24 protein-coding genes are annotated in these 24,471 nt (G+C 42.3%); 13 read left to right on the plus strand and 11 right to left on the minus strand.

The window, feature by feature from the left end; translation table 11 throughout:
• Positions 1–168 precede the first annotated feature (168 nt).
• The gene (locus tag JO943_RS06400) at positions 169–1,461 is read right to left on the minus strand and encodes a hypothetical protein (protein ID WP_199973434.1); all 1,293 of its coding nucleotides are present in this window, start codon (positions 1,459–1,461) and stop codon (positions 169–171) included.
• 68 nt (positions 1,462–1,529) lie between these two features.
• Between JO943_RS06400 and serB the strand changes: the two genes are divergently transcribed.
• The 3 genes from serB (at position 1,530) to JO943_RS06415 (ending at position 4,121) form a co-directional block, all read left to right on the plus strand.
• The gene (gene serB, locus JO943_RS06405; RefSeq protein WP_005228049.1) at positions 1,530–2,750 is read left to right on the plus strand and encodes a phosphoserine phosphatase SerB; all 1,221 of its coding nucleotides are present in this window, start codon (positions 1,530–1,532) and stop codon (positions 2,748–2,750) included.
• Positions 2,751–3,157: 407 nt separating this feature from the next.
• Positions 3,158–3,493: a ciprofloxacin tolerance protein AciT gene (aciT, locus tag JO943_RS06410; RefSeq protein ID WP_005228048.1), complete on the plus strand. Its 336-nt coding sequence runs from the start codon at positions 3,158–3,160 to the stop codon at positions 3,491–3,493.
• 148 nt (positions 3,494–3,641) lie between these two features.
• A complete protein-coding gene (locus JO943_RS06415) occupies positions 3,642–4,121 on the plus strand; it encodes a hypothetical protein (RefSeq protein WP_005228046.1) in 480 nt (159 codons plus the stop codon).
• Positions 4,122–4,170: 49 nt separating this feature from the next.
• Here JO943_RS06415 and dtd read toward each other — a convergent pair whose 3' ends face one another.
• Entirely contained in the window at positions 4,171–4,611 is a 441-nt protein-coding gene (dtd, locus tag JO943_RS06420) for a D-aminoacyl-tRNA deacylase (RefSeq protein WP_202740324.1), read from the minus strand.
• A gap of 196 nt (positions 4,612–4,807) precedes the next feature.
• On the opposite strand from dtd, the gene JO943_RS06425 reads away from it, so the two are divergent.
• From JO943_RS06425 to JO943_RS06450, 6 genes are all read left to right on the plus strand, one after another.
• Positions 4,808–6,331: a catalase gene (locus tag JO943_RS06425; protein ID WP_202740325.1), complete on the plus strand. Its 1,524-nt coding sequence runs from the start codon at positions 4,808–4,810 to the stop codon at positions 6,329–6,331.
• A 128-nt stretch (positions 6,332–6,459) separates the two neighbouring features.
• Positions 6,460–6,939 carry an ankyrin repeat domain-containing protein gene (locus JO943_RS06430; protein ID WP_202740326.1) on the plus strand — a complete coding sequence of 160 codons (480 nt, stop codon included), beginning with the start codon at positions 6,460–6,462 and terminating at the stop codon, positions 6,937–6,939.
• Between the two features lie 146 nt (positions 6,940–7,085).
• Positions 7,086–8,309 carry a nicotinate phosphoribosyltransferase gene (pncB, locus tag JO943_RS06435; protein ID WP_009508829.1) on the plus strand — a complete coding sequence of 408 codons (1,224 nt, stop codon included), beginning with the start codon at positions 7,086–7,088 and terminating at the stop codon, positions 8,307–8,309.
• A gap of 320 nt (positions 8,310–8,629) precedes the next feature.
• Complete coding sequence (locus JO943_RS06440) at positions 8,630–9,478, plus strand: sulfurtransferase (RefSeq protein WP_032873364.1); 849 nt, start codon at positions 8,630–8,632, stop codon at positions 9,476–9,478.
• Complete coding sequence (asd, locus tag JO943_RS06445) at positions 9,475–10,326, plus strand: archaetidylserine decarboxylase (protein ID WP_202740327.1); 852 nt, start codon at positions 9,475–9,477, stop codon at positions 10,324–10,326. Before JO943_RS06440 ends, asd begins: the two co-directional genes overlap by 4 nt.
• Positions 10,327–10,681: 355 nt before the next feature.
• Positions 10,682–11,587, plus strand: a complete 906-nt coding sequence (locus JO943_RS06450; protein WP_199949166.1) for a LysR family transcriptional regulator — start codon at positions 10,682–10,684, stop codon at positions 11,585–11,587.
• On the opposite strand, the gene JO943_RS06455 is transcribed toward JO943_RS06450, so the two are convergent.
• Positions 11,559–12,164 carry a LysE family translocator gene (locus JO943_RS06455; RefSeq protein WP_199949165.1) on the minus strand — a complete coding sequence of 202 codons (606 nt, stop codon included), beginning with the start codon at positions 12,162–12,164 and terminating at the stop codon, positions 11,559–11,561. The two genes, JO943_RS06450 and JO943_RS06455, sit on opposite strands and share 29 nt — an antisense overlap.
• 434 nt (positions 12,165–12,598) lie before the next feature.
• Between JO943_RS06455 and JO943_RS06460 the strand changes: the two genes are divergently transcribed.
• Complete coding sequence (locus JO943_RS06460; protein ID WP_202740328.1) at positions 12,599–13,018, plus strand: hypothetical protein; 420 nt, start codon at positions 12,599–12,601, stop codon at positions 13,016–13,018.
• A 261-nt stretch (positions 13,019–13,279) separates the two neighbouring features.
• Here the strand turns inward: JO943_RS06460 and JO943_RS06465 are convergent, their stop codons facing one another.
• On the minus strand, positions 13,280–14,185 hold the full coding sequence (locus JO943_RS06465) for a LysR family transcriptional regulator (protein WP_202740329.1): 906 nt from the start codon (positions 14,183–14,185) through the stop codon (positions 13,280–13,282).
• 96 nt (positions 14,186–14,281) lie between these two features.
• Between JO943_RS06465 and JO943_RS18615 the strand changes: the two genes are divergently transcribed.
• Positions 14,282–14,407 carry a hypothetical protein gene (locus JO943_RS18615; RefSeq protein ID WP_005228023.1) on the plus strand — a complete coding sequence of 42 codons (126 nt, stop codon included), beginning with the start codon at positions 14,282–14,284 and terminating at the stop codon, positions 14,405–14,407.
• A gap of 263 nt (positions 14,408–14,670) precedes the next feature.
• Here the strand turns inward: JO943_RS18615 and JO943_RS06470 are convergent, their stop codons facing one another.
• A complete protein-coding gene (locus JO943_RS06470; protein WP_199949162.1) occupies positions 14,671–15,522 on the minus strand; it encodes an ADP-ribosylglycohydrolase family protein in 852 nt (283 codons plus the stop codon).
• 403 nt (positions 15,523–15,925) lie between these two features.
• A complete protein-coding gene (locus JO943_RS06475; RefSeq protein WP_202740330.1) occupies positions 15,926–16,819 on the minus strand; it encodes a LysR family transcriptional regulator in 894 nt (297 codons plus the stop codon).
• 94 nt (positions 16,820–16,913) lie between these two features.
• On the opposite strand from JO943_RS06475, the gene JO943_RS06480 reads away from it, so the two are divergent.
• Positions 16,914–17,366: a PACE efflux transporter gene (locus JO943_RS06480; RefSeq protein WP_202740331.1), complete on the plus strand. Its 453-nt coding sequence runs from the start codon at positions 16,914–16,916 to the stop codon at positions 17,364–17,366.
• Positions 17,367–17,431: 65 nt separating this feature from the next.
• Here the strand turns inward: JO943_RS06480 and phoR are convergent, their stop codons facing one another.
• From phoR to JO943_RS06495, 3 genes are all read right to left on the minus strand, one after another.
• Positions 17,432–18,790, minus strand: a complete 1,359-nt coding sequence (gene phoR, locus JO943_RS06485; protein WP_202740332.1) for a phosphate regulon sensor histidine kinase PhoR — start codon at positions 18,788–18,790, stop codon at positions 17,432–17,434.
• Positions 18,791–18,799: 9 nt separating this feature from the next.
• On the minus strand, positions 18,800–19,510 hold the full coding sequence (gene phoB, locus JO943_RS06490; protein ID WP_004776327.1) for a phosphate regulon transcriptional regulator PhoB: 711 nt from the start codon (positions 19,508–19,510) through the stop codon (positions 18,800–18,802).
• Between the two features lie 251 nt (positions 19,511–19,761).
• Entirely contained in the window at positions 19,762–20,439 is a 678-nt protein-coding gene (locus JO943_RS06495; protein ID WP_009510135.1) for a TetR/AcrR family transcriptional regulator, read from the minus strand.
• Between the two features lie 312 nt (positions 20,440–20,751).
• On the opposite strand from JO943_RS06495, the gene JO943_RS06500 reads away from it, so the two are divergent.
• Entirely contained in the window at positions 20,752–21,579 is an 828-nt protein-coding gene (locus JO943_RS06500; protein ID WP_032873383.1) for an SDR family NAD(P)-dependent oxidoreductase, read from the plus strand.
• A gap of 50 nt (positions 21,580–21,629) precedes the next feature.
• Here JO943_RS06500 and JO943_RS06505 read toward each other — a convergent pair whose 3' ends face one another.
• Together JO943_RS06505 and JO943_RS06510 are read right to left on the minus strand one after the other, a co-directional pair.
• The gene (locus JO943_RS06505) at positions 21,630–22,997 is read right to left on the minus strand and encodes an MATE family efflux transporter (protein ID WP_202740333.1); all 1,368 of its coding nucleotides are present in this window, start codon (positions 22,995–22,997) and stop codon (positions 21,630–21,632) included.
• A 100-nt stretch (positions 22,998–23,097) separates the two neighbouring features.
• Positions 23,098–24,252, minus strand: a complete 1,155-nt coding sequence (locus JO943_RS06510; protein WP_202740334.1) for a pyridoxal phosphate-dependent aminotransferase — start codon at positions 24,250–24,252, stop codon at positions 23,098–23,100.
• Between the last annotated feature and the right edge of the window lie 219 nt (positions 24,253–24,471).

A 24,471-nucleotide genomic window follows, 5' to 3' on the forward strand; every position in this document is an offset into this window, starting at 1 on the left:
TGCTTCTTGATCAATTCAAATATGCCATGTGCAAAAGCAGATATTGGCTTGATCTGAAGTGGTGGCCTTGTACTTTTTCAGCTGATTTTAAGATAAATGTAGAGTGGAAAAAAATAAGGCTTTGTCATTTCACAAAGCCTTATTTAAATTTAAGCTGCGATGCTTGAATCAGGATTCAGTCGCTGCTTTGGCTTTTTTGCCCATCAAGATTTCAGTACGTAACGTCTGTGCCACGGTTGCACAGGCTTCATTCATACCGTTAATCATGAATGCATGGCGGGTCATGATGTTGCTTGGGTTTGGCATCGCCACCAGTTCATAATTATTCTGAATGGTTTTCAGCTGATCATGATTCAGGTGTAAAGCCGCTTCTTTGGCATGTAGGTGTTGAGTTAAGCGTTTCGCTGCTTCAACCGCATCCAGCTGCATGGCATCCACCGCGCCAGCAACCGCACCACGAGTCTGCAAGGCAAAACGTTTATCTTCGCGGTAACGTTTATACAGGACATCCGATAACAGCTGGAACACGGCACCGACCATCATCAGGCACTCGAGTGCTTGAGCGTGTTCTGTGTTGGTGGTGAGGGTAGCACCTTCGCTATCAAACTCTTGCGTCACCTGAATTTTAGCGGCATCGATTTGATAATGCTTGGCACATAAATCGATACTCTTATCCAGAAACAACTGGCACAGTTTAAAATACGGCACCGATACAGACTGGTTGACACTGTTCAGCAGTTGTTTTGGATCATAGAACTGAATGTTCAAAGCCAGGGCCTGATCATCCAGTTGAACCGCTTCTGCCGGACGCTTCTCGACGCGCGCCTTGCTTTGTGTTTTGGCCTGCTGTTGCGCCTGAGCGACCAACGTGACGGTATTTTGTTTTTCCAGCGCCAATGCCTGAGTTAAACGTTGAATTTCATGCTTAAGATGATTTTCCTGATTAATACGGGCCAGATATTCACTACGGGTTGGACGGGCAATGGCACGATAAGCCAGCCAGATCAAGCCATGAATAAATAACGACACTAAAATCGCTAACCACTGGGTACGTAAGATTTCACCGATACTAGGCTGGATCAGGGTAATTTCAACCGTGCCAACCTTTTTCTCGTTTTGCAATGCATCACGAACAAATACTTCGCCTTGGCGGGTTTTTGACATACCACTGGTGGCAAGCACTTGCTTATTGGCATCCAGAATACGAATCGAAGCAACACTTGGATTGGTGGCATAACGATTCGCGACCAGTGCCAAAGAAACGGTATTGGCGGGTTCCAGTTCCGAAAGCGTATCTGCCACTAACTGACTGGTCATCAGTTGCCCTTGGCTGGCGCGGTTTTCATTGAGTTGATGTGTCGTTGCAATCACCAATAAAAAGGTATGCAATGCAAAACTTACGATCAGTAGGCTAGCAAATAGCCCTTGGCGAGGCGCATTCAAGTTAAACTTCCAAGGCAAATAGATTTAGGTTCGGTTATGTTATGATTCTTACATACAATAGTTGTCGCTCAACCACGAGTCAATTCATGCGAGAAATCATTCTTATATCCTTTCTAGGACCCGATCAACCGAATCAGTTTACTCGATTAATGCAGGTACTATCCGTACATTCTTTGCAAATACTTGATGTAGGTCAGGCCGTTATCCACAATCAACTGACCCTCGGGATCGTTGTTGCATCGGATAATGAGACTGCTACTGCATTGGCAATGAAAGAGATCCTGATTTTAGCACATGATATTGGCCTAACAGTGCGATTTAAACCAATCTCCAACGCAGAATATGATCAATGGGTGAGTGAAGGCGGACGAACCCGTTATATCGTGACCGCACTGGCTCCGGAACTTACCGCTGCGCATTTGCAGGCGGTGACAAAAATCGTGTCCAGTCAGGGTTTTAATATTGAAACGGTCACGCGCTTGTCTGGACGTCTGGAACTGGATACCGAGAGTCCTTTCCCACGTCGGGCCTGTGTTCAGTTTGGACTGAGTGGGCAGATGCTCGATGCACAAGCCATGCGTGCAGCCTGCCTGAGCTTGTCAGGTGAGTTGAATATTGACGTGGCGGTACAGGAAGATAATGCCTATCGCCGTAATCGCCGTCTGGTCTGCTTCGATATGGACTCTACCCTGATTGAGCAAGAAGTGATTGATGAACTGGCACTTGAGGCGGGTGTAGGTGCCAAGGTGGCGGAAATTACCGAGCGTGCCATGCTGGGTGAGCTGGATTTCCAGCAAAGTTTCCGTGCCCGTGTTGCTCTACTCAAAGGTCTGGATGCTTCAGTTTTACCTAAAATTGCAGAACGTCTAACCGTGACTGAAGGGGCGGAGCGCCTGATTTCAACCCTGAAAGCCTTAGGATACAAGACTGCGATTTTATCGGGTGGGTTCCAGTATTTTGCTGAATACCTGCAAGCAAAATTAGGAATTGATGAAGTGCATGCCAATATTCTCGATGTTGAAAATGGCGTGGTGACAGGTGAGGTCAAAGGTGCCATTGTCGATGGTGCGCGCAAGGCTGAACTGCTTCGCCAGCTGGCAGAGAAAATGGGGATTTCTTTGGAACAGGCCATGGCGGTGGGCGATGGTGCCAATGATTTACCAATGCTCTCGATTGCCGGTCTCGGGGTGGCCTTCCGTGCCAAACCTTTAGTTCGTCAAAATGCCAATCAAGCCATTTCCAGTGTGGGTTTAGATGGTGTTTTGTACTTGTTGGGTATGCATGATAAAGACCTGAATCGCGCTTAAAACAGCAATTTGGGGTGTGAAAATAGGGCCGCTTTTTAAGCGGCCTTATTCATTTTTAACACGTCATGATTCCGTCATATTTATGTCTAAATGTATAGAAAAACAACGATAAAAAATTTCTGAAAAAAGTTTTTTTAAGCCTTAAAACATCGATAGTTTTTTGTAATGACACGCCGCAATTGATGCTATATGGAGATTTGGGACTTTTGTAATTTTAAAAAATGTAATGACAAAAGCATATTGCGACAGCTTATGTCGTAAGGTTAATTTCAGGCTCTTTTTTTCTAAAAAAAACCCTCCATAATGCATACAGACGTTAATGCAACACCAAGTACTGTTTGAGATTACAGAACAATATAGAGGTCTGGACACAATGACAGACCATCCTTTTTAAGACGGAGGTTTCTATGGAAGCAGCGAATTTCACCATGTTGGTTGGATTTGGCTTAATCGCTGTCGCAATTATTGCTGTTTTCTTTTCTCCTTATCGTCGTTGGTTAGGTTTTATGTTGGCAGGTATGCTGTGCTGGGGACTGTTAGAAGTGGTACGCTTTGGTGCGCAAACCATATTCGAGATGTCCGTCGCCTATAGCTATCTCACCGCCTTGAGCCTTGCGATGATTATGGTTACATTTATTCTGTTACGTGAAGATAAACAGGCACAAAAACAACTGGCGAATCGTCAGTATATTGAACATACCCCGGTTTATAAGGATGACCAGCAACAATGTTCTAGCAGATAAATTATAATAATATGAACAACATCAAAGGCATGCTCAGCATGCCTTTTTTGTATTAATTTTCTGCAACAAAGCTTTTACAGACAACTGGACAATTATGCTAGGATACTGTTGTCTTAAATTTCATCATAATACTGTAGGCATAATTGTCATGAAGCTTTCTTCTTTACCTGTGGTTAAGTTACCGATCGTTGATGTCAGCACGGATCCATTGGATTTGTTGGTGGCAGGTTTAGCGTTACGTATGAAGCAATTGGCACGCACTAGCCCAAAGTTTATTGAATTGGTTCATGACCGTGAGTTCCGTATCCAGATCGGTACAGATGCCGGCTTTGCCCGCCAGATTATTGTGAATCGTGGCAAAATTGATACGGTCGCTGGTCAACCGGAACAGGCCGATTTTATTTTGCAGTTTGCTTCAAGTGAGCAAGGTGTAAAAACCTTGTTGAAAGGCGACCCGACTGCATTTATGACTGGTATGCAGGATGGCAGCATTAAAATGGAAGGGGACTTCAGCTTATTGGTATGGTTTAACCAGGCCGCAAAACTGATTCCACCTAAAGTGCCAAAACCGGTAAAAGAAAAAATCCGTCAAGCAAGGGCATTTATTAAAGAAAAAACAGGCAAATAAAATGCCCTAAAAAAAACTCCCATTTCGGGAGTTTTTTTATATCTTTAAATTATTCAACTTCCAGATTAAAGGTCACTGGTCCGTCATTGATTAAATGAACTTTCATATCTGCTGCAAAAATTCCGGTTTGCACATGACTGAATTGTTGACGGGTATATTCCACCAACTGCTCATACAATGCCTTGGCTTGGGCTGGCGGCATGGCTGGGCCAAAGTCTGGACGTAAGCCTTTCTGGGTTTGAGCCATCAAGGTAAATTGAGAGACCAATAAAATCCCGCCATTGGCCTGACCGACATTCCAGCCCATCCTGCCTTGCTCATCATCAAAAATCCGGTATTTCAGAATCTTGTCAATCAGCTTCTGGCCTTTTTCTAAGGTATCTTCCTTGCCCAGTCCCAAGAACACCAGTAAGCCCTGTTGAATCTCACCTGTCGTTTCGCCCTCAACGACCACTTTGGCTTCGAGGACGCGTTGAATTAATGCGCGCATAAAATTAAAGATTAAATATTCAGTCAGTTGCGCAGTCTAGCAGATTTAATACGGTTACAGCGTGACCCAAGAAAAGGCTCCGCAATGCTTGATCTTATTTTTCGATTTGTTTTATTAAAATTATCTTTTTTATCTATTGTTAAATTGTTTGTATAGTCCCCGTGCAGGAAAGGTATTTGATTTTGGATTTAACAGTATGTTTAAGCGAACGTTTTTATTCACAATAATGGCAGCAATGTTAGGCACCGCGTATGCTGCTCCTTTAACAAAAGACAATGGTGCGCCTGTCGGTGATAACCAGAACTCAACCACAGCTGGCGCGAATGGTGCAACTTTGTTGCAAGATGTGCAGCTGATTCAAAAATTACAGCGTTTTGGCCGTGAACGTATTCCTGAGCGTGTGGTTCATGCACGTGGTACAGGCGTATACGGTGATTTCGTTGCAACAAAAGATTTGTCGGATTTAACCGTCGCGTCTATGTTTAAAGCGGGTACCACCACACCTGTTTTTGTTCGTTTTTCTACCGTGATTCATCCGAAAGGTTCACCAGAAACGGCACGTGATCCACATGGCTTTGCCGTCAAGTTTTATACCCAGCAAGGCAACTGGGATCTGGTGGGCAATAACTTGCCGGTATTCTTTATCCGTGATGCGATCAAGTTTCCTGATTTTGTCCATGCGATGAAGCCCGATCCGGTGACCAATGTGCAGGACCCGAACCGAATTTTTGATTTCTTAAAAAGCCAGCCGTGGTCAATCAATATGTTGACCTATGTCTATTCCAACCTCGGGACACCGGAAAGTTACCGTACGCTGGATGGTTTTGGTGTGCATGCCTTTAAACTTTATAACGCCAAAGGCGAGTATAAATACGTCAAATTTAACTGGCGTTCGAAACAGGGCCTAAAAGGTCTGAATCTGGATCAGGTGAAAGAGGTACAAGGCCGCGACTGGAATCATCTAACCAATGATCTGTATAAAAATGTCTATGCCGGAAACTACCCGAAATGGGACTTGTACATTCAGGTACTTGATCCAAAAGATCTGGATAAATTTGATTTCAATCCATTAGATGCGACCAAAATCTGGCCTGAGTCTTTAGTACCTGAAATGAAAGTCGGGACCTTGACCCTAAACCGGATGCCGAAGAACTTCTTCCAGGAAACCGAACAGTCTGCTTTTGCACCCGGTAACCTGATTCCGGGCATCGAGCCATCGGAAGACCGTTTACTGCAAGGCCGTATCTTCTCGTATTCAGATACCCAGATGTACCGTTTAGGGGCCAACCATCAGCAAATTCCAGTGAACCGTCCTCGTGTTGCGGTAAACAACAACAATCAGGAAGGGGCAATGAACATGGGACAAACCGAGTCTCATGTCAATTATGAGCCAAGTACGATTGAACCGAAGCCATCAACCGAGATTGCGCGTGCAGTTGCTACCCCACTCGAAGGCACGGTTATGCAACAGGCGATTCAGAAACAGCAGCCATTTAAACAGGCGGGTGAGCTTTACCGCAGTTATTCGGCGGTTGAAAAGAATGACCTGATTCGTAATCTGGCAGCGGATCTGGGTCAAGTCAAAGATGTAGAAACCAAAACCATTATGGTGTCTTACTTCTATAAGGCCGATGCCGATTATGGGACGCGTCTGGCCAAAGCGGTGGGTGTAAACCTTAAAAATGCGCAAGCCAAAGCAGCGCAGTTGAAAGACCAGTAAACGCTTTTGTTGATGTGGTAACAGGTGCCTGAATGTTACCCCCAGAAAGTCCTGTAACCTCAATAGCCTTTCCTGCACCTAGGGCGAGTGTTACAGGCACTCCTTATTTAGATTTTCAGGATGTTGTGATGATTCATGTACGAGCTGCATTATTTGCGATCAGCATACTCGGTAGCGCTATATCGGTCTCAGCCTATGCGGGTACGCCATCTGCCACAGTCAACGGATCAGATGAAGTGATCGAGCTGTTCTTTTCTGCGGCCAAAGTAGGAAATACCGAAGTGCTACACGAATTTTTAAAGCACGGCTTTCCGATTGATGTACAGGATCAATCTGGATATAGCGCTTTAATGATGGCGAGTTACTATGGTCAGAAAGATGCCGTCAAACTGTTGCTGCAACAAGGGGCCAACCGGTGTCTCCGGGACAAGCGCGGACATACCGCACTGATGGCTGCAATCGTGAAAGCAGAGTGGAGTATCGCCAAGCAGTTGCGTCAGGTCGACTGTGATATCAATGCCGCCACAACGGGTCAACTTACTGCAGAACAGTTTGCGCTACAGTTTGGACAGCAGCAGCGTTTAAAAGATATCCAGCCATCGAAATAAAACGAATACTTCATTAAGCCAACACTTTGAATTCAAATAATTACTAAACTTTTATTCTCGTGAAAAATCATGCATTGCAATCGACAGACTCATTTCTGTGCAAAAGTATGCTTTAATGCTTGAACGAGAATAGATCCTAGTCAGTCATGTCTACACCCATTATTCAATCTTTACTTGATACCGACTTATATAAATTCACCATGTTGCAGGTGGTGTTACATCAGTTCCCACAAACGCACAGTGTGTATTTATTCCGTTGTCGAAATCTGGAAGATACGGTTTATCCACTGGTTGAGATTCTGGATGAGCTGAATCAGCAGTTAGACTGGTTATGTGAATTGCGTTTTGCCGAAGACGAGCTGCAATATCTGCGCTCATTACGTTTTATTAAAAGTGATTTTGTTGACTATCTGGAACTGTTCCAGCTTAAACGTCGCTTTATTCAGGCCAGTATTGACGAGGCGGGTCGACTGGATATTCGGATTGAAGGGCCTATGGTTCAGGCGATGATGTTTGAGATCTTTGTGCTAGCGATTGTCAATGAACTGTATTTCCGCCGTATCCGCAGTGATGAGGTTTTGGCAGAAGGCGAACGTCGTTTACAGCAAAAACTGGTACAACTGCAACACTATGCCCAAGAACAACAACAGAATGATCCTCCCTTTTTAGTGTCTGATTTCGGGACACGTCGTCGCTATAGCTTTGAATGGCAAAAGCATGTGGTGCAAGCGTTTCATGCTGCCGCACCCAAGGTGTTTCGTGGTACCAGTAATGTGCTGTTAGCGAAACAGTTAGGAATTAGCCCGATTGGAACCATGGCACATGAATTCCTGCAGGCTTTTCAGGCGCTTGATGTACGTTTGCGTAATTTCCAGAAGGCTGCTTTAGAAGCTTGGGTACAAGAATATCGGGGTGATCTCGGGATTGCCCTGACCGATGTAGTCGGCATGGATGCATTCTTACGCGATTTTGATTTGTATTTTGCCAAGCTGTTTGATGGTTTACGTCATGACAGTGGTGACCCGTATGAGTGGGGAGATAAGGCGGCTGAGCATTATCGTAAACTCAAGATTGATACCAAGACCAAGATGCTGACCTTTAGTGATGGTCTGAATTTGGAAAAAGCCTGGTTATTGCATCAATATTTTAAAGACCGTTTTCAGGTGAGTTTTGGGATTGGCACCAATTTAACCAATGATATGGGGCAGAAGCCTTTAAATATTGTGTTGAAATTGGTGGAGTGTAATCGTCAATCCGTGGCGAAAATTTCAGATAGCCCGGGTAAGACCATGACCGATAATGATACCTTCTTGGCGTATTTGCGTCAGGTGTTTGATATTGAAGAAACAAGTAAGACTTTAAAACTTTAATTCGATACGCGTAAACGTCATCCACAACCTGCGTGATATAAGCAAGACGCCTTTTTTGCGATACAGTTAAATAGATGAAAGAAGTGAACAGGTTTTGTGGATGACAATGGTTTTGCCTACTTTTGTCGAAACAAAAGTAGGTCGAGCCGAAGGCTTATCCCGAAATAGGATGAGAACACAGTAAGACTCTGTAGTGAAAATTCAATTATTTAACTTCTCTATATCTTCTTTTCTGCTAAATGAATGCAAAAAATCAGACAAAGATAAAAAGTCGTCTATGCTAAAATTACGTATAAGGCGGATGACAAAACAGCATAACAATGACTGACGTAGATTTTAAACTGGGTTTACTGATTGAACCTGAACAACTCGTGCCCTATTTAGGACATGAGCGAATTCGTATTGTCGATTTAAGCCGGGCATCGGTGTATGAACAACTGCATATTCCTCATGCGATCCATTTGCAGCCTAAATATCTGGTCGCACAACAAGAACAAGCCAATGGGATATTGCCGGACTTAGAAGGGCTACAGGCGCTCATCGAGAAATTGAATATTTCACCGCAACATCACGTGGTGGTATATGACGATGAAGGCGGTGCTTGGGCTGGGCGATTAATCTGGAATTTACATTGTCTGGGTTTTCAACATACCAGTCTAATTAATGGTGGCATTCATGGTTGGCTGGGTGCTGGATTACCGACGACGGCTGAAGTTGATCCAGTGAAACCCGTTGCGGATCTGTTACCGATTGATTTAGCCACCGTCCAGCAATATCGGGTCGAATATCAGGAATTACTCAATCAAGTTGAAGAACAGAATATTCAGCTGTGGGATTGCCGTAGTAATGATGAATATACAGGCTTGCGTCTGGCTGCGCGACGCGGCGGTCACATCCCAAATGCACTGCATTTTGAATGGAGTACTGCCCTAAACCGTGAAAATCATCTAAAATTACACCCGCTTGAACGCACACAACAACGTTTAGAACAATTAGGCTTTAATTTACAACAACCTGTGGTGGTGTACTGTCAGTCTCACCATCGTTCTGGCTTGGCGTATATTCTGGCAAGGTTGCTTAACTGGCCAGTCAAAGCCTATGATGGTGCGTGGAGTGAGTGGGGCAATCGCCTCGATAGTCCTATTATTTCAGGAGAGTCGCCGTTGTGAGTTTTGCAGCAGATTTAAAAAAACAATTATTTATCAAAGCACAAAATCTTGTGCCGCAACATCAACTCAGCCGTGTGATTGGCAAGGTTGCCGCAAGTGAAAATCTTTTGGTAAAAACTGCTGTTATTCAGGCATTTAAAGCCAAATACGGAATTGATATGAGCATTGCTGAACAAAGCAATGCGCAACACTATAAATCATTCAATGAATTTTTTACCCGTGCGTTAAAAGAGGGTATTCGTGGCATTGATGAACAGGCAGATAGTATTGTTTGTCCTGCAGATGGTGCGATTTCACAGCTTGGTAAAATTGAAGCGGGTGATATTTTTCAGGCCAAAGGTCAAAGCTTTTCAGTGGAAAAGTTGATTGGTGATCCGCAGTTAGCCAAACCTTTTCATGAAGGGCAGTTTGCGACCGTCTATTTGTCACCTAAAGATTATCACCGTGTGCATATGCCTTTGGCAGGCACATTGACCGAAACTTTATATATTCCAGGTGAATTATTCTCGGTTAACCAAACCACGGCTGAAAATGTACCGGGCTTGTTTGCACGTAATGAGCGTATGGTCTGCTTATTCGATACCGAACTTGGTCGTATGGCAGTGGTTCTAGTGGGTGCAATGATTGTTGCTGGAATTGAAACCGTTGCGACAGGTAAGGTCAAACCGACAGGCCGTGTCGAGTTACAGCATCATCAAATGCCATTGGATAAAGGCGCGGAATTAGGTCGTTTCTATCTTGGCTCAACTGCTGTGATTTTATTTGAGAAAGATAAAATGATTTGGGAAGAGCAGTTTAAAGCCAACTCGACAGTGGTGATGGGTGAGCGTTTAGGTCATTCGGTTTAATTGATAAAATTGTAAAAAAGCCCCAAAACTGGGGCTTTTTATTTATATGCAATATCTTATATATTTTGTACCACTAGAAATAAGCTTAGATAATTTAAAATAAAGGGTGAATAATGATGAAAGACTTAATACCTCAATTTTCTTTTTTTGAATTTTTAGGGATTTTAACTTCGGCAACAATATTAGGTAATTACTTACTAGACCAGCCCTTAATCAATATTACGGTTTTCATACTGTATTGTTTTTTGCAGCAGGGCTAGCCAGCTTAAATTTTTACTTAAGTTATAAAAGCAATTCCAAGATTAAGAATGAGTTTTGATTTTTATTATGTTTTATGTGCTCTAGATTAAATAATATGATTGAAGATATAAGATATTTAATTATTTTCGCAAAAATTGCTGAATTTGGTTCAATTTCCAAAGGAGCCAAAGCACTAGGCCTGTCGACGGCAACGGTGAGTATGCATCTCGCCAAGTTAGAGAAAAATTTGGAGTGTGCCTTATTTTATCGTAATACACGAAAAATGACCTTAACACATGATGGACAAAAACTTTTAGAAACGGCCAAAGGTATGCTGGAAACCTATGAGACAGGTATTTCAGACTTTAAACAACGTTCTATTCTTAGAAAGACACAATTGCATATCTCCATCCCAGCAGTTTTTATCCATAGCGAGTTTATGCAATGTATTACCACATTTTTTGAGGCATATAAGGACTTAACTGTACACATTACTTGTGATGATAGCAGAACAGATTTGATTGCTGAAAATGTGGATATTGCTTTTCGAATTGGTGAGCTTGCAGATAGTTCATTTAAAGCTCGTTATCTGTTTCCCTTAGCCCGAAGTATTGTTGCGACCCCGGATTTTTTACGTCAGTATCCGCCCATTACTCATCCAAAACAGCTGATCAATATGAAATGGCTGGGTTTGAGTATGAGAAAAAATAAACGAATATTACGGCATCGACATACAGGAGAAGAGGTCGTAATCTCATACCAGCCTCATATTTATGTGAATAATGTTGATGCTGCTTATCGGCTGGCAAAATTAAATGCAGGACTGGCAGCACCTCCTGATGAATTAATTCAAGCTGATCTTGATCAGCAAAATATTGTAAGAGTGCTACCGGATTGGATACTTGAACCCTTGAGTGTGTATGCAGTTTGGCCTGCGAATATACCAATTAATGGTATTGCCCATGCTTTAATTGAGCGAATTTATCAATCATTTAATTCCCCAATAGTTGGATCAGCATAAAGATGGATAGTATGATTAAAGATCCGCCCATCAACATATTCAGGAGCCTGAGCTGATATGAGTTGGTTAATATTTTTGCGAGTTTATGCCCTGATACACCCCAAATAATGAAACAGAGATAGCAAGTAACGAAATAAATAAGAATAAACAGAACAAGAGGAAAATAACTGATGGGTGAGGTGAATAAGGAGATGCCCGAGAGACATGCAATCCATGCTTTAGGATTGAGCCATTGTAAGAGGAATCCCTCTGTAAAACTGGCAACAGATATATTATTTACAAGCTCAATCTCTGGTTTAGAAAGTATAATTTTTTGCCCCATATAAAAAATAAATAATGCACCTGCACATTCTAGTATTTTGAAAAAAATAGGATAATGGCTAAGAATTTGGCTAAATCCAAAGCCTAAAAATATTAATAACAAGGTAAAGCCAAGCGTTGCTCCTGAAATAAAGGGTAGTGTTTTTCGAAATCCATGCATTAAGCTGGTTGAAAGAATTGTAATATTGATTGGTCCTGGTGAAATGGACATTGTAAGTGAAAAAATAAACATGCTTATAAGAACAGAGAGTGACATTATTTTGAAATCAATTATTAAAATCCAATGATATAGCGTAATTCAAATAAGATTAGACGGGTTTTATCAAAAACTGATTTTGATTTTTTGATGTACAGTTTTGTGATTACAGCACTCTAACAATCAATTTGATTATTCTAAAAAATTAACCTGAAACTGAATCGTGAGTCTTTCATATGGTGAACTTGGGCGAGTTTTTTTATTATTCGCGGTGAAAAGGCCTGAGACAGTGGGATAAAGGAGAAGAATTCCTAAGCATAGTTAGAAAAGATCGTCTTTGCCCGCTCATGGAAAGAGCATGACGCCGTAAAATTAGCTCTGTATGGTGTGTTATTACAATACCTGATGGATGTGAAGGGACATGTCGTGCAGATTCTGAAAGACAAGTTGAAACTTGGAAATTTGATCTATCATTAAAATTGAGTCCATAACTTATGATGAGATATGTAGCTATAGTGTTTTTATTCCTGTCAGGTATAGGTGGGTATACGATTGATAAATTTGGTCAAGATTTATGTATCAATGAATATATCGCTATAGGAACTATTACCTATTTTAAAGAATTAAATGGGGTTTCCGCTAATGATCCATCAATGTTAGCGGCGTGCGGTGTAGTATCTATTATTTTTTCAATAATTTTAATCTTCATAAAAAACAAATGCTTTTATGTAGCTATGACATTTCTACTACTTGTTTTAGAATTGATTCTATTAAATATGATCGAAACCGTATCTTATAAAGAAATTATTTATGACTCAATTACGCAGTGTGCTAATTATTCAGTGCTGATATGCATTACTTTTCAGGCTGCATTCTTAATATCCAGTTGTTTTTATCTTTTTAAAAGGAAATAAAGTTTATTTAACTTTGATGGACTTTAACCCAAACCTGTACGCTTTTACTTACATCAATCAAGGTCAATGTCCCATGTTCAACCCAACCTAAATTGCCTAATATGAACTCATCAGGAACAGGAAGTTCCAGAACATAAAACAAAAATGATAAGTTCAGGCATCAGGATGTGAGATATGACAGGAGTTGTATCTAGTGAAAGGAATACGAAAAAGCCCGACAGGATGTCGGGCTTTTTTCATTTTATTTTTTTAGAGTGCTGTTTAATTGATTGGCTTGGCATTGTAATACGCATGAATTGAGGCGGCACAGCGGTCAATCAGCAGGTCTTCATCCTTTTTCCAGATCAGTTTCACTTCACTGAGTGTATTCTCGTCCTGAATTGGAATAAGCCTGACATTACTCGGCAGAATCACTTTAAATTCTTCAGGCACAATACAAATGCCAAAGCCATTGGCGACCAGTTCCAGTTGAGACCTTTTCCTTGAATAAATTCGGGTTCTTTTCGGAGAAAAACCATTGACCAGACATAAGTTGGCAGCTAGATAGCTTAGGCCACCACGCGCTTTATGCGGTACAGAAACAAAATTCAATGCTGCTAATTCACGTATCGAAATATTTTCTTTTTCACTTAAAATCGGATCGGCAATATGGGCGGCCACATATAATGGGGCAGTGTATAAGCTAATCGAATTGACCTCATCTAAATTGTGATAAATCGGTGGCCGGATAAAACCCAGATCAATACTGCCATCTAATAAATATTCGAGCTGTAATTCAGAGGATAAAGTATTCATTTCAATATCAATATTATGGGTGTCACACAGCTGCTCAAAGACTTCCAGTTTGTTCTGATCCAGTACGATACTGCTGGAATGGGCAATTTTAATAATTCGGCCTTCACCCCGACTGATACTTTGGGCACTGACAATGGAACTTTTTAAATGATCAAGATTGGTTTTTAAACTTTTATATAGTGCTTCACCTGCAACCGTAAGTTTTATCTTCTTTTCAGAGCGGTCGAAAACCTCAAAGCCTAATTCTTCTTCTAAATTTTTAATTTGCCTGCTCAGTGCTGATTGGGCGATAAACAGCTTCTCCGAAGCAGCAATAAAGCCACCGGTTTCGACAATCGTGATTAGATAATTGAATTGTTTTAATGTCCACATATCTCAAAATTAGATCAGTGCCTGCTTTTTCTATATTAGATGAGATGAAAGAAATCTTATATCTTTTTTATAGGTTCTTGATTCAGGTGGCTGAAAATGACGATGAAAAACAAGATTGTGACCTTGATTGCTGCAGTACTGATTTGTGTACTGGTGCAGAGCTATGACCATTATATGGGCATACAGCCGATCTCACAGCAGACTGATTTATCAGGAGACTAGGTAAATCTTCGCATCATGTTTGATGTCATGACCAATTTTATAAATGAGATGAGCGCATGGCGATGTACGTTTTTGCTTACACTGATTAGAGGAAATGTCCCATTTTCAACCCAAGCTGAATTGCCTAATATGAACTCATCAGGAACAGGAAGTTCCAGAACATAAAACAAAAATGATAAGTTCAGGCATCAGGACGTGAGGTACGACAGGAGTTGCACCTAGTAACGAAATACGAAAAAAGCCCGACAGGATGTCGGGCTTTTTTAATGATCATCAATAGGATTTAGTAAATTAATTAAATCTCTATCCAAGCTCTTTAGAAAAGGGATTCCATAGTTATTTTCTTTTAGCATTTCAAAAAGATGATTTGGTAAATCATTTTTATATTCTGTAAAGCATGTGGCTAGACCTATAGCTATAGAAGCAACACTATCAGTATCTCCACCTAATTGAATGCATGCTTTCAATAGTGAACTCATTGAGTCATGTTTTAATAAGCAGGTAAAAGCTGCACTAACGGTGTCATATGCATTTAAAGAAACTCTTTCTTGCCAATTAAAATTCCATTCATTCAAGCCTTCACATTCTAAGAATTTTTTTAACTCTGCTAATCTACCGTTCTCTTGCAAGCCAAAATATGCTGCTAAACCTACTGCACAACTAGATGATATCCCCAGTTTAGTATTATGGGTTATTTGTGCTTGTAATGTAGCAAACGTAATAACATCACTCCTATTCTTTAAAAACCCGATAGGTACTGAACGCATAGCTGCACCATTTCTTTCACTGGTTGAGATCAGCATATTAAGTAGCTCTTTTCCAGATTTAACTTGAGTTAACAAATTGTAGAAACCTTCAGAATATCCAACCCTTATATCTCTTTGAAAACATTCTATAAATTTTGTGGCTATATTTTCTTTAGTCCATTCTGCTCCAGACAAGATAAATTCAGCTATAGCAATCGACATTTGAGTATCATCTGTATATTGACCTGAAATATCGTATAACTCATGTTGGCAATATGATACTAAGTTATTATGAGCATTAATTTTTTCTGTGGCGCAAAACTCAAATCCTGCACCATATGCATCTGCAATAGCTATTTCAGTTAACACGCAAATTAGCCCTCTTTGCCACTATATTTTTAATAAAACCTCAGCAGAAAAATAATCTATTTCATATCTTGAATAAAATGAGATAAGAAAATCTCTCTACGTTTAGTTACTTTATCATTAAATAAACTAATGGAACTGCGTATTTTGAAGTATTACTATTTTATTCAAGCAGATTTCATTTAATGAATAATATAAAAATTGTGTACGTTTTTGCTTACACTGATTAGAGGAAATGTCCCATTTTCAACCCAAGCTGAATTGCCTAATATGAACTCATCAGGAACAGGAAGTTCCAGAACATAAAACAAAAAATGATAAGTTCAGGCATCAGGACGTGAGGTATGACAGGAGTTGCACCTAGTAACGAAATACGAAAAAAGCCCGACAGGATGTCGGGCTTTTTTTATTCCATATTGATTTGTTTGGTCCAAAGTTCAATCAGCATCTGGATGGTCTGGCTTAGAGGTTTGTGGCTCGGCCAGATGGCATGAATCGGCATATCCAGTCGATTGGTGGTGTCATGAAATTCCAGTCGAACCAGAGTGCCTTGAGTAAAATGTTCTTGCACGGTCGAAAGTGGAAAGTTTCCCCAGCCAAAGCCCTGTTCCACCATATTAATTGCCATCAATAAACTATCGCTATACCAGTAAGAATCAGAGACCAGGACCCGACTATCCGGGAGAGGGTAGTGTTTGCTGGCGATAATAATCTGTCTGAGTTCAGAGAGCATGGTCAATTCATTTTTATGATTGTCCTTGAGCTGTTGTGCACCTTGAGGAGAAATTGCTGCAACAAATTTTTCAGTTCCTAAAAGTCGAAAGCGCTCATTCCGGTCGAGCTCGGATGAGCTATAGGCGATATACAGATCAATTTCATTGTGATGTAAGCGTGCTTTTAATTCTTGTTGTGGCGCACTGACCATTTCAATGTCCAGTAGCGGATAGCGTTGCAGCAGATGGGCAATAGCAGGCAACAAAAGTTTCTGGTTGACGTCTGCAGCCACACCAATTGCAATACGGGTTTCCAGTCCTGTTGAAAGTTCAGTTAAATGCATTTCTAGCTGGCGCAGTTTAGTCACAATCAATCGGGCATGAGGCTCGATGGATAAGGCAATGTCAGTGGGTGCAAGATGATTTTTACTGCGTTCAAATAATTTTAAATTCAATTCCGCTTCTAAATTGGCAATCGCCATACTGACGGCAGAAGGTACCCGATTCAGTGCCCGGGCGGCCGCTGAAAAATTTCCTCGATCAATAATTTCAAGGATCAGCTCAAGCTGTTCACTGGTCAATTTCATTTTAATTCTCTTGTCAGCTGTACTGATAACGATTGACTTTTTTTATCAAAATTAAAGCGTAAAATCCACTCATTATTGATTTTAAGGTGTGGTCATGCAAGGAACCAAGAGAAGAGTCACTTATGTGTTTTTCTATGAAGTTTTTAGCTTTTTTATCTGTGCAATGGTGCTGGCAGTGCTGTCAGGTACCACCATTAGTCATACCGGGCCTTTGTCGATCTTGATTGCAGTCATCGCCGTAACCGTGAACTTTTTTTATAACTATGTGTTCGAGATGTGGGAAAAAACCCAAACCTCTAAAAAGCGTACCGTGTTAAGACGTGTTGCACATGCGATTGGATTCCAGATTGTGCTGGTGATGATTTTGATTCCCTTGATTGCATGGTGGATGCAAATCAGTTTAGTCAAGGCATTCTTGCTGGACTTCAGTCTGATGGTACTGATCCCATGTTATACCTTTGTTTATAATTACTTTTTTGATCATATCTTTGGCTTACCCAGTCATTTGCTCGAGTCGGCAGAGCTTAATGTAAACGCCAGTCACTGATTGCTATGATCCAGAATTGAAAAAGCCGATCCAGAAGGGTCGGCTTTTTTTATTGAAGCTAAAATTTATAGCATGCGATACAGACGTTCTTTCGGGAAGATCGCGGTAAAGGTTGAGCCTTCATTTTCTTTAGAGGTGATTTCTAGGTGTGCGCCATGCTGCATCAGAACGTGTTTGACAATGGCAAGTCCTAAACCTGTACCGCCGGTTTGACGGCTACGCGCGCTATCGACGCGATAGAAGCGTTCAGTCAGGCGTGGTAAATGTTTTGGATCAATGCCGATGCCATTGTCCTGTACGGTAAAGGAAGCATGGTCACCCGCTTCATGCCAGCCAATGGTGATGATGCCACCAGGCGGTGTATATTTAATTGCATTGGTAATTAAGTTGCTGAAGGCACTGGCAATTTCAATGTCCGAGCCAATCAGGTCACAATGGCTATCAATATCCAGATTTAAAGTATGACCATAATCCAGATTGTAGGCACGTGCATCATCAAAGATCTGGTTCATCAGATTGGCCATATCAATAATCTGATTTTTCGCGACTTTCTTATTATTTTCCAGATTGGATAACAGTAACAAGTCATTGACCAAGGCATTCATCCGTTTGGTCTGGGATTGCATTTGCGTGAAAGCACGTTTCCAGCGCGGGGTAATATCATCTTGATCGGTAAAGGTTTCGATATACCCACTGAGTACGGTCAGCGGCGTACGTAATTCATGTGAAATATTATCGACAAAGTCTTTACGCATTTGTTCCAGATTATGGACCCGTGTGGTGTCATGTGCGACCAGCAAACGACTTTCACCCCCAAAACGGGTGAGTTTGACGTGTACATAACGCTCTTCTTCCATCTGCGCTTGCAGACGAATGCCATCAGGAGATTGATCCGGATTGTTAAAATATTCAATAAAACTGGGCTGGCGTAAAATCGACAATAGGTTACGTCCGCGGTCCAAAGGACTAATCCCTAACAGCTTTTCGGCTGCGGGATTCCACCATTCAATTTGATGTTGGTCATCAATCAGCACCACGGCTTCCGCCAGAGCGACCAGAGAAGACTGGGCGCGGTCAATGAGACCGACCATTTCTGCCTGAACGATACGTTCCTGACGTTGTGCGCGATAAACATTGAACAGCAAAGCGCCCCAGATTCCGTTTAAATTGGGGGGAACTTCATAGGGACGGTTTGAAATCCATTCATTGACCAGATAAAGCGAGCGGAGCTGTAGAGCAAAAAACACCACAAAAGCAATAAAAATACAGCTCCAAAAGTAGCCAACCCCAAATCCAATTAAGCTTGCAATCAATAAGAAAAAAAGTAACAGCCTTAAATCTTGTTTTGCAAACGTCCATAAACTGCTGTAGCGAAAACGCTGGTGTTCACGTGCCAGTTCAGGGACCGGATAAGGTTCGTACATAAAAGATTTTTAACCTACTGCTAAATCGGCTCGTGTCGAAAAACGGTAACCTGTGCCACGAACCGTTTGCACAAAGCGGTCAACACCAAAAGGCTCTAGCACTTTGCGTAAACGACGGATATGCACGTCAATGGTACGGTCTTCGATATAGACATTGCCACCCCACACCTGATCAAGCAGCTGCGCACGTGTATAAGCACGTTCCGGATGGGTCATAAAGAAGGCCAGTAAACGATATTCGGTTGGACCCATGTCTAAAATGCTGTTGCCAAAGCTGACACGCTGACTGACCGGATCGAGTAACAAGCCATTGGCATCAATCACTTTTTCTCCGCTTAGTGCATTGGCACGACGTAATACCGCCTTGATACGGGAAACCAGTTCACGTGTCGAGAAGGGTTTGGTCATGTAATCATCTGCACCGGCATCCAGACCTTGAACTTTATGGTCTTCTTCACCACGTGCAGTGAGCATGATCACAGGAATTTCAGACAGGTTCTCATCGCGTTTCAGGCGACGGCATAAGTCTACACCACTCACACCCCCTGGTAACATCCAGTCCAGCAAGATAAGTGCAGGACGCTGATCAACGATAATCTGATGCGCCTGTTTGGCATCCTCGGCTTGTAAACATTGGAAGCCTGCCATATCCAAAGAGGTATGGATCATTTCGCGGATCGGTAACTCATCATCGACAATTAAAATATAGTCATCTTTCACAGCGCAATACCCTTAAAATCTGTAACGGTTTAACCGTTTTGTTGTTATGACAGGCTTATTACAAAGATTAATTATGACAATATCATTGCAAAAGAGGGAATAAAGTCGAATTTAGCAATAAATTGTGACAATTGTGGGGCAGAGTCATGACCATATGATGACAACTTGCCTGATCATAAAGCAAATGAATTCATTGAGTTAATCAATCTGTCATGCGATGGCTATGGCTGTCACAAAACTGTAAAACGATTTTAATTTTTTTGTGAGGTTGTTTCGATAAAGGACAAGAACACAGCACAACAGGCAGAAAGCACATCCTGCAGCGGCTGTTTAAAGCCCTCGGAAACCCAGCGAATAATAATGTGGGTCACATAACCATTCAGGCCGGTTGCCATTAACGACACTTCTTCGGTACTTTGCGGGGCATTGGGCATGGTAATCATCACAAAGCCCTGAATAATACGGTCGAACTGGGTCAGGGTTTCCTGAATGGTGGCCTGATTGTGCAGGTCCTGCACCAGCATGGCATCGATATAAATAATCCGTGCCATACGCGGATCATCCTTAATCGCATTTAATAAGGCAGATAAACCGGCATTGACCATATTTTTAGGTTCAGGGGCTGCCATCAGCACCGCCTGAGTCAGGCAGGTCTGCATTTTTTCGATCATTTTCAGGAACACGGTCTGGAACAGATCTTCACTTTTCTTAAAGGATTCATAAAAGTAGCGTTCAGTCAGCTTGGCCTCATTACAGACATCCTTGACCGTGACCGAAAAGAAGCCATGGGTACCGTAAGTCGCAATACCCGCTTCAATCAGTTTGTCACGACGTGCCTGCTTGCGCTCAGTTAACGAGAGACCTTTGAATTGACGCTCTTTGGTTGCTGCCTTTTTTTTCTTGTCTGTCGCTTGCTCTGGAGTTGCCATTGAAAACCGTTCCCTAAAATTCTCTAAATCGTGTCACTGGTGCTTTTTTACCGGGTTGCCATGCACTATTGGACTAGCATATCGCAATTTTGAAAATATGCCTTGTCTGTTTTAACCCGCTTCGCTCAGGAATGTAAATAGGCCTATTATGACATGCTGGATGTCTATTATTGCCATTTGTCATAAAGCTTGACTGTACTATATTGACAACCTGTATTGTCAAAATTATATTGGTTACAGGTTAAACAGCACATGACAACGCATGATTGGGGCGAATATTGTGCATATCATTCGCAACACAAAGGATAGGCAATGAAAAATTTTAAAAATAAAGTCGCAGCGATCACCGGTGCTGGTTCTGGGATTGGACAACAGCTGGCGATCTTGTTAGCGAAACAGGGCTGTCATTTATCGTTAAGTGATATCAATGAAAAAGGTTTGGCTCAAACCGTTGAATTGGTGAAGCAATATCCTGTAACAGTCACCACAAAAGTACTTGATGTCTCAAACCGTGATGCGGTGAAACAATGGGCGCAAGAGACGGTACAGGATCATGGTTCGGTTAATATGATCTTCAATAACGCAGGTGTTGCACTTGGCTCAACGGTCGAAGGCGCAAGCTATGAAGATTTGGAGTGGATCGTTGGCATCAACTTCTGGGGCGTGGTGTACGGCACCAAAGAATTCCTGCCGTTTATCAAACAAACCAAAGATGGTCATATCATCAATATTTCAAGTATCTTTGGCCTAACCTCGCAGCCAACTCAGTCTGCCTATAACGCCACCAAATTTGCAGTGCGTGGTTTTACTGAATCGTTACGTCAGGAGCTGGATATTGAGAAGAGCGGTGTCAGCTCACTCTGCGTGCATCCGGGCGGTATCCGCACCAATATTGCCAAAGCAGCAAAAATGAATGACAGCTTGAAGAGTCTGGGTATGGACCCGAGCAAATCGATCAAGCAATTTGACAAATTCCTGCGTACCCCACCAGAAGAAGCAGCACGTCAAATTCTGAATGCCGTACAGAAGGACAAACGCCGTCTGTTAATTGGTACTGATGCGCGTATTGTGGATTCATTCCAGCGCTTATTCCCGACGGGATATCAACGTATTGCAGCCCTTGCAACCAAGATGATGTAAGTCGTCAGCATAAAAAAAGCCATTCTCTGTGAATGGCTTTTTTCTTTGGGTTAAATCAGGACTTTGATTTTTGTTTTCTTCCAGAAGAATTGATAATAAAAGCCTTGGAAAATACATAGGCTGACGAAAGACAGCGCATAGGCAATCCAGATCCCAGTTAAGCCCCACAATGAGCTAAACCAGTAGGCACACGGTACTTCGATCAGGAGGATGGTAAAAATATTGATCAGCATGGGGACATTGACCGTACCACTGGCACGCATGATCGAGGCAAAAATCGCACTGGCACCAAAGAATAAAATTGACCACAGTACAATAAACAGCAGTTGCTGTCCCAGTACAATTACGCTGTGATCGGTAATAAATAAAGCCATTAAATATTTAGAGAATAAGTAGCCCAGAATAATCAAGGTCCCCGTAAACAGGAAATTCATGCCCAAAGCCGTTCGGGTCACTTTGGCCAATAAATCAGGTTGACCTGCACCAATCGCTTGAGCCGCAAAAATCGAAGCGGCAATCGAAATCGACAAGGCTGGAAACTGGATATAGTTCAGTACCTGATTCACGGCACCATAGGCTGCGGTGGCATGCGCGCCATAATGATTAATCAGGCCGATAATCACTAGACCAGCTAAAGAGGTCGTCACCATCTGGATGCCGGTTGGAATCCCGAGTTTTAGAATTAATTTACTCAGCTCGGCATCATGGCGAATATGTTGCAGTAATTGGCGATCAATCTTTAAGGGATGATTTTTATGGTTCAGATAAACCGTTAAAAAAATCAATACCAAGGCATAGCCCAGAATGGTGGCAATTGCGGGTGCGACAATTCCCAATGCCGGGAAACCAAAATAACCTTTCAGTAAAACGGGAGTGACTGCCAGACCGATCAGACTGGTCAGGCTTAAGGCAATCAGGGGGGTGACGCTATCCCCGACACCACGCAGAATCGAGGTATAAATAATATAAACGAACAATAAAGGACTACCGACCAGCATCCATTGCACATAAGGCAAGGACAGATGCATCACCTTGGGATCGGTGCCCAATAATTCCAGAATGTGCTGGGCAAATACCAGACCGAGTACGGCAATAATGCTCCCGCCGATCAAGGTCATAAACAGGGTCGAACCAATCACACAGCGGACTTTTTCAAGATTTTGCGCCCCCCAGGCCTGTCCCACCAGTACGGTGGTTCCCGCTGAAATACCGATCACGAAAGCCAGCAGAAAAAACAGGATTGGGAAGAACACGGAAACAGCGGCAATGGCATCTACACCCATCATTTGACCGACAAAGATGGTATTAATCGTACCCGACAGGTTTTGTAAAATATTGGTGGCAATCAAAGGCACCAGAAACAGAAAAAATGTTTTCCAGAGATTGGGTTGCATCACCAGTGGTTGACGTGGAGTCATTCAGTTTCCTTCACCCTTTAGTCTGAAGCGTATCTATTTTTTCCAACATAGCATCATAAGTGATGCTGGGAACTTTATCGTTCGGTTTATTTTTTGTTGATCAACACTGCAGGAGGATTTCACCGGCACGTTGTAGGGTTTGATCGGTCTTGGCAAAGCAGAAGCGGATCAGGCGCAGTGATTCTGGCGCTTGTCGGTAAAATACTGAAATGGGAATTGCGACAATTTTATGTTGCTCGGCAAGGAACTGGCACATCTCGACATCATTTAAGTCTGGACGAATATTGCTGTAATCCAGATTCTGGAAATAGGTACCTTGAGACGGGGTAAATTGAAAACGTGAGTGTTGAAGCTGGGTATTAAACAGATCGCGTTTTGCCTGATAAAAATGAGGGAGCTCTTGAATATGCTCAGGGTGCTGTTGCATGTAATTGGCCAGCGCCAATTGACACGGCATATTCCCACAGAAATTGGCAAACTGATAAATCTGGCGGAACAGTCGCATCAGCTGCGGCGAAGCCACGCAATAACCGGTTTTCCAGCCAGTGACATGGTAGGTTTTACCAAAAGAACCAATCACAAAACTACGTTCGCGTAATTCTGGAAATTGCAGTGCGCTAAAGTGTTTTTGTCCATCAAAGACCAGATGTTCATAGACTTCGTCTGAAAGCACCACAATATTTTTATCTTGAATCAGTTCAATCAGTTGTCGCCAGTCTTGTTCTGACCAGATTGCACCAGTGGGGTTATGCGGTGTATTGACAATAATCATGCGGGTTCTGGCATTGATACTGTCTTTGACTTTTTGCCAGTCCACCTGAAAAGATGGCGCTTCCAGATTGATATGAATGGATTTTCCACCAGCCAGTTGAACCGCGGGGGCGTAGCTGTCATAGCTTGGATCAAAAATAATCACTTCATCTTCTGCATGGATGCAGGCTTGAATGGCACAAAAGATGGCAATGGTTGCGCCTGAAGTAATGGTGATTTCAGTGGCAGGATCAAGTTGCAATTGATCGCGTTGTAAAAACTGTGTGGCGAGCTGTTCGCGCAGGGCCAATACCCCATCACCCGCGGGGTACTGGTTATAGCCTGAGAGTATGGCTTGGTTCAGCGCATCCAGCAAGGCAGCTGGGGCCGGGAAATCGGGGAAGCCTTGGGACAGATTCAGGGCATTGAGCCGGTGTGCGAGTTCAGTCATGATGCTAAAAATGGTCACGCCTTGGCTTGGGAGTTTTGACTGAAGTTGCAACATGATTGAAATTACCTAATTAAATTTTAATGAATTATTTATTGTGGCGGTGTCTTGCCGAGTACTCACCTAATTTCAGGATAAGCCTTCAGCTGGAGTTACTTTGGTTTTGCCCAAAGTAACCAAAAGCATTGTCATTCGCAAAACCTGTTCACTTCTTGCATTGTTTCGATTACCTCGCAGAAACAACATTGAATTGAAACCACGCAGGTTGCGAATGAC

The sequence above is a fragment of the Acinetobacter sp. 'aerobic (ED)' genome, from assembly GCF_904886855.1.
GTDB classification, from domain to species: domain Bacteria; phylum Pseudomonadota; class Gammaproteobacteria; order Pseudomonadales; family Moraxellaceae; genus Acinetobacter; species Acinetobacter courvalinii.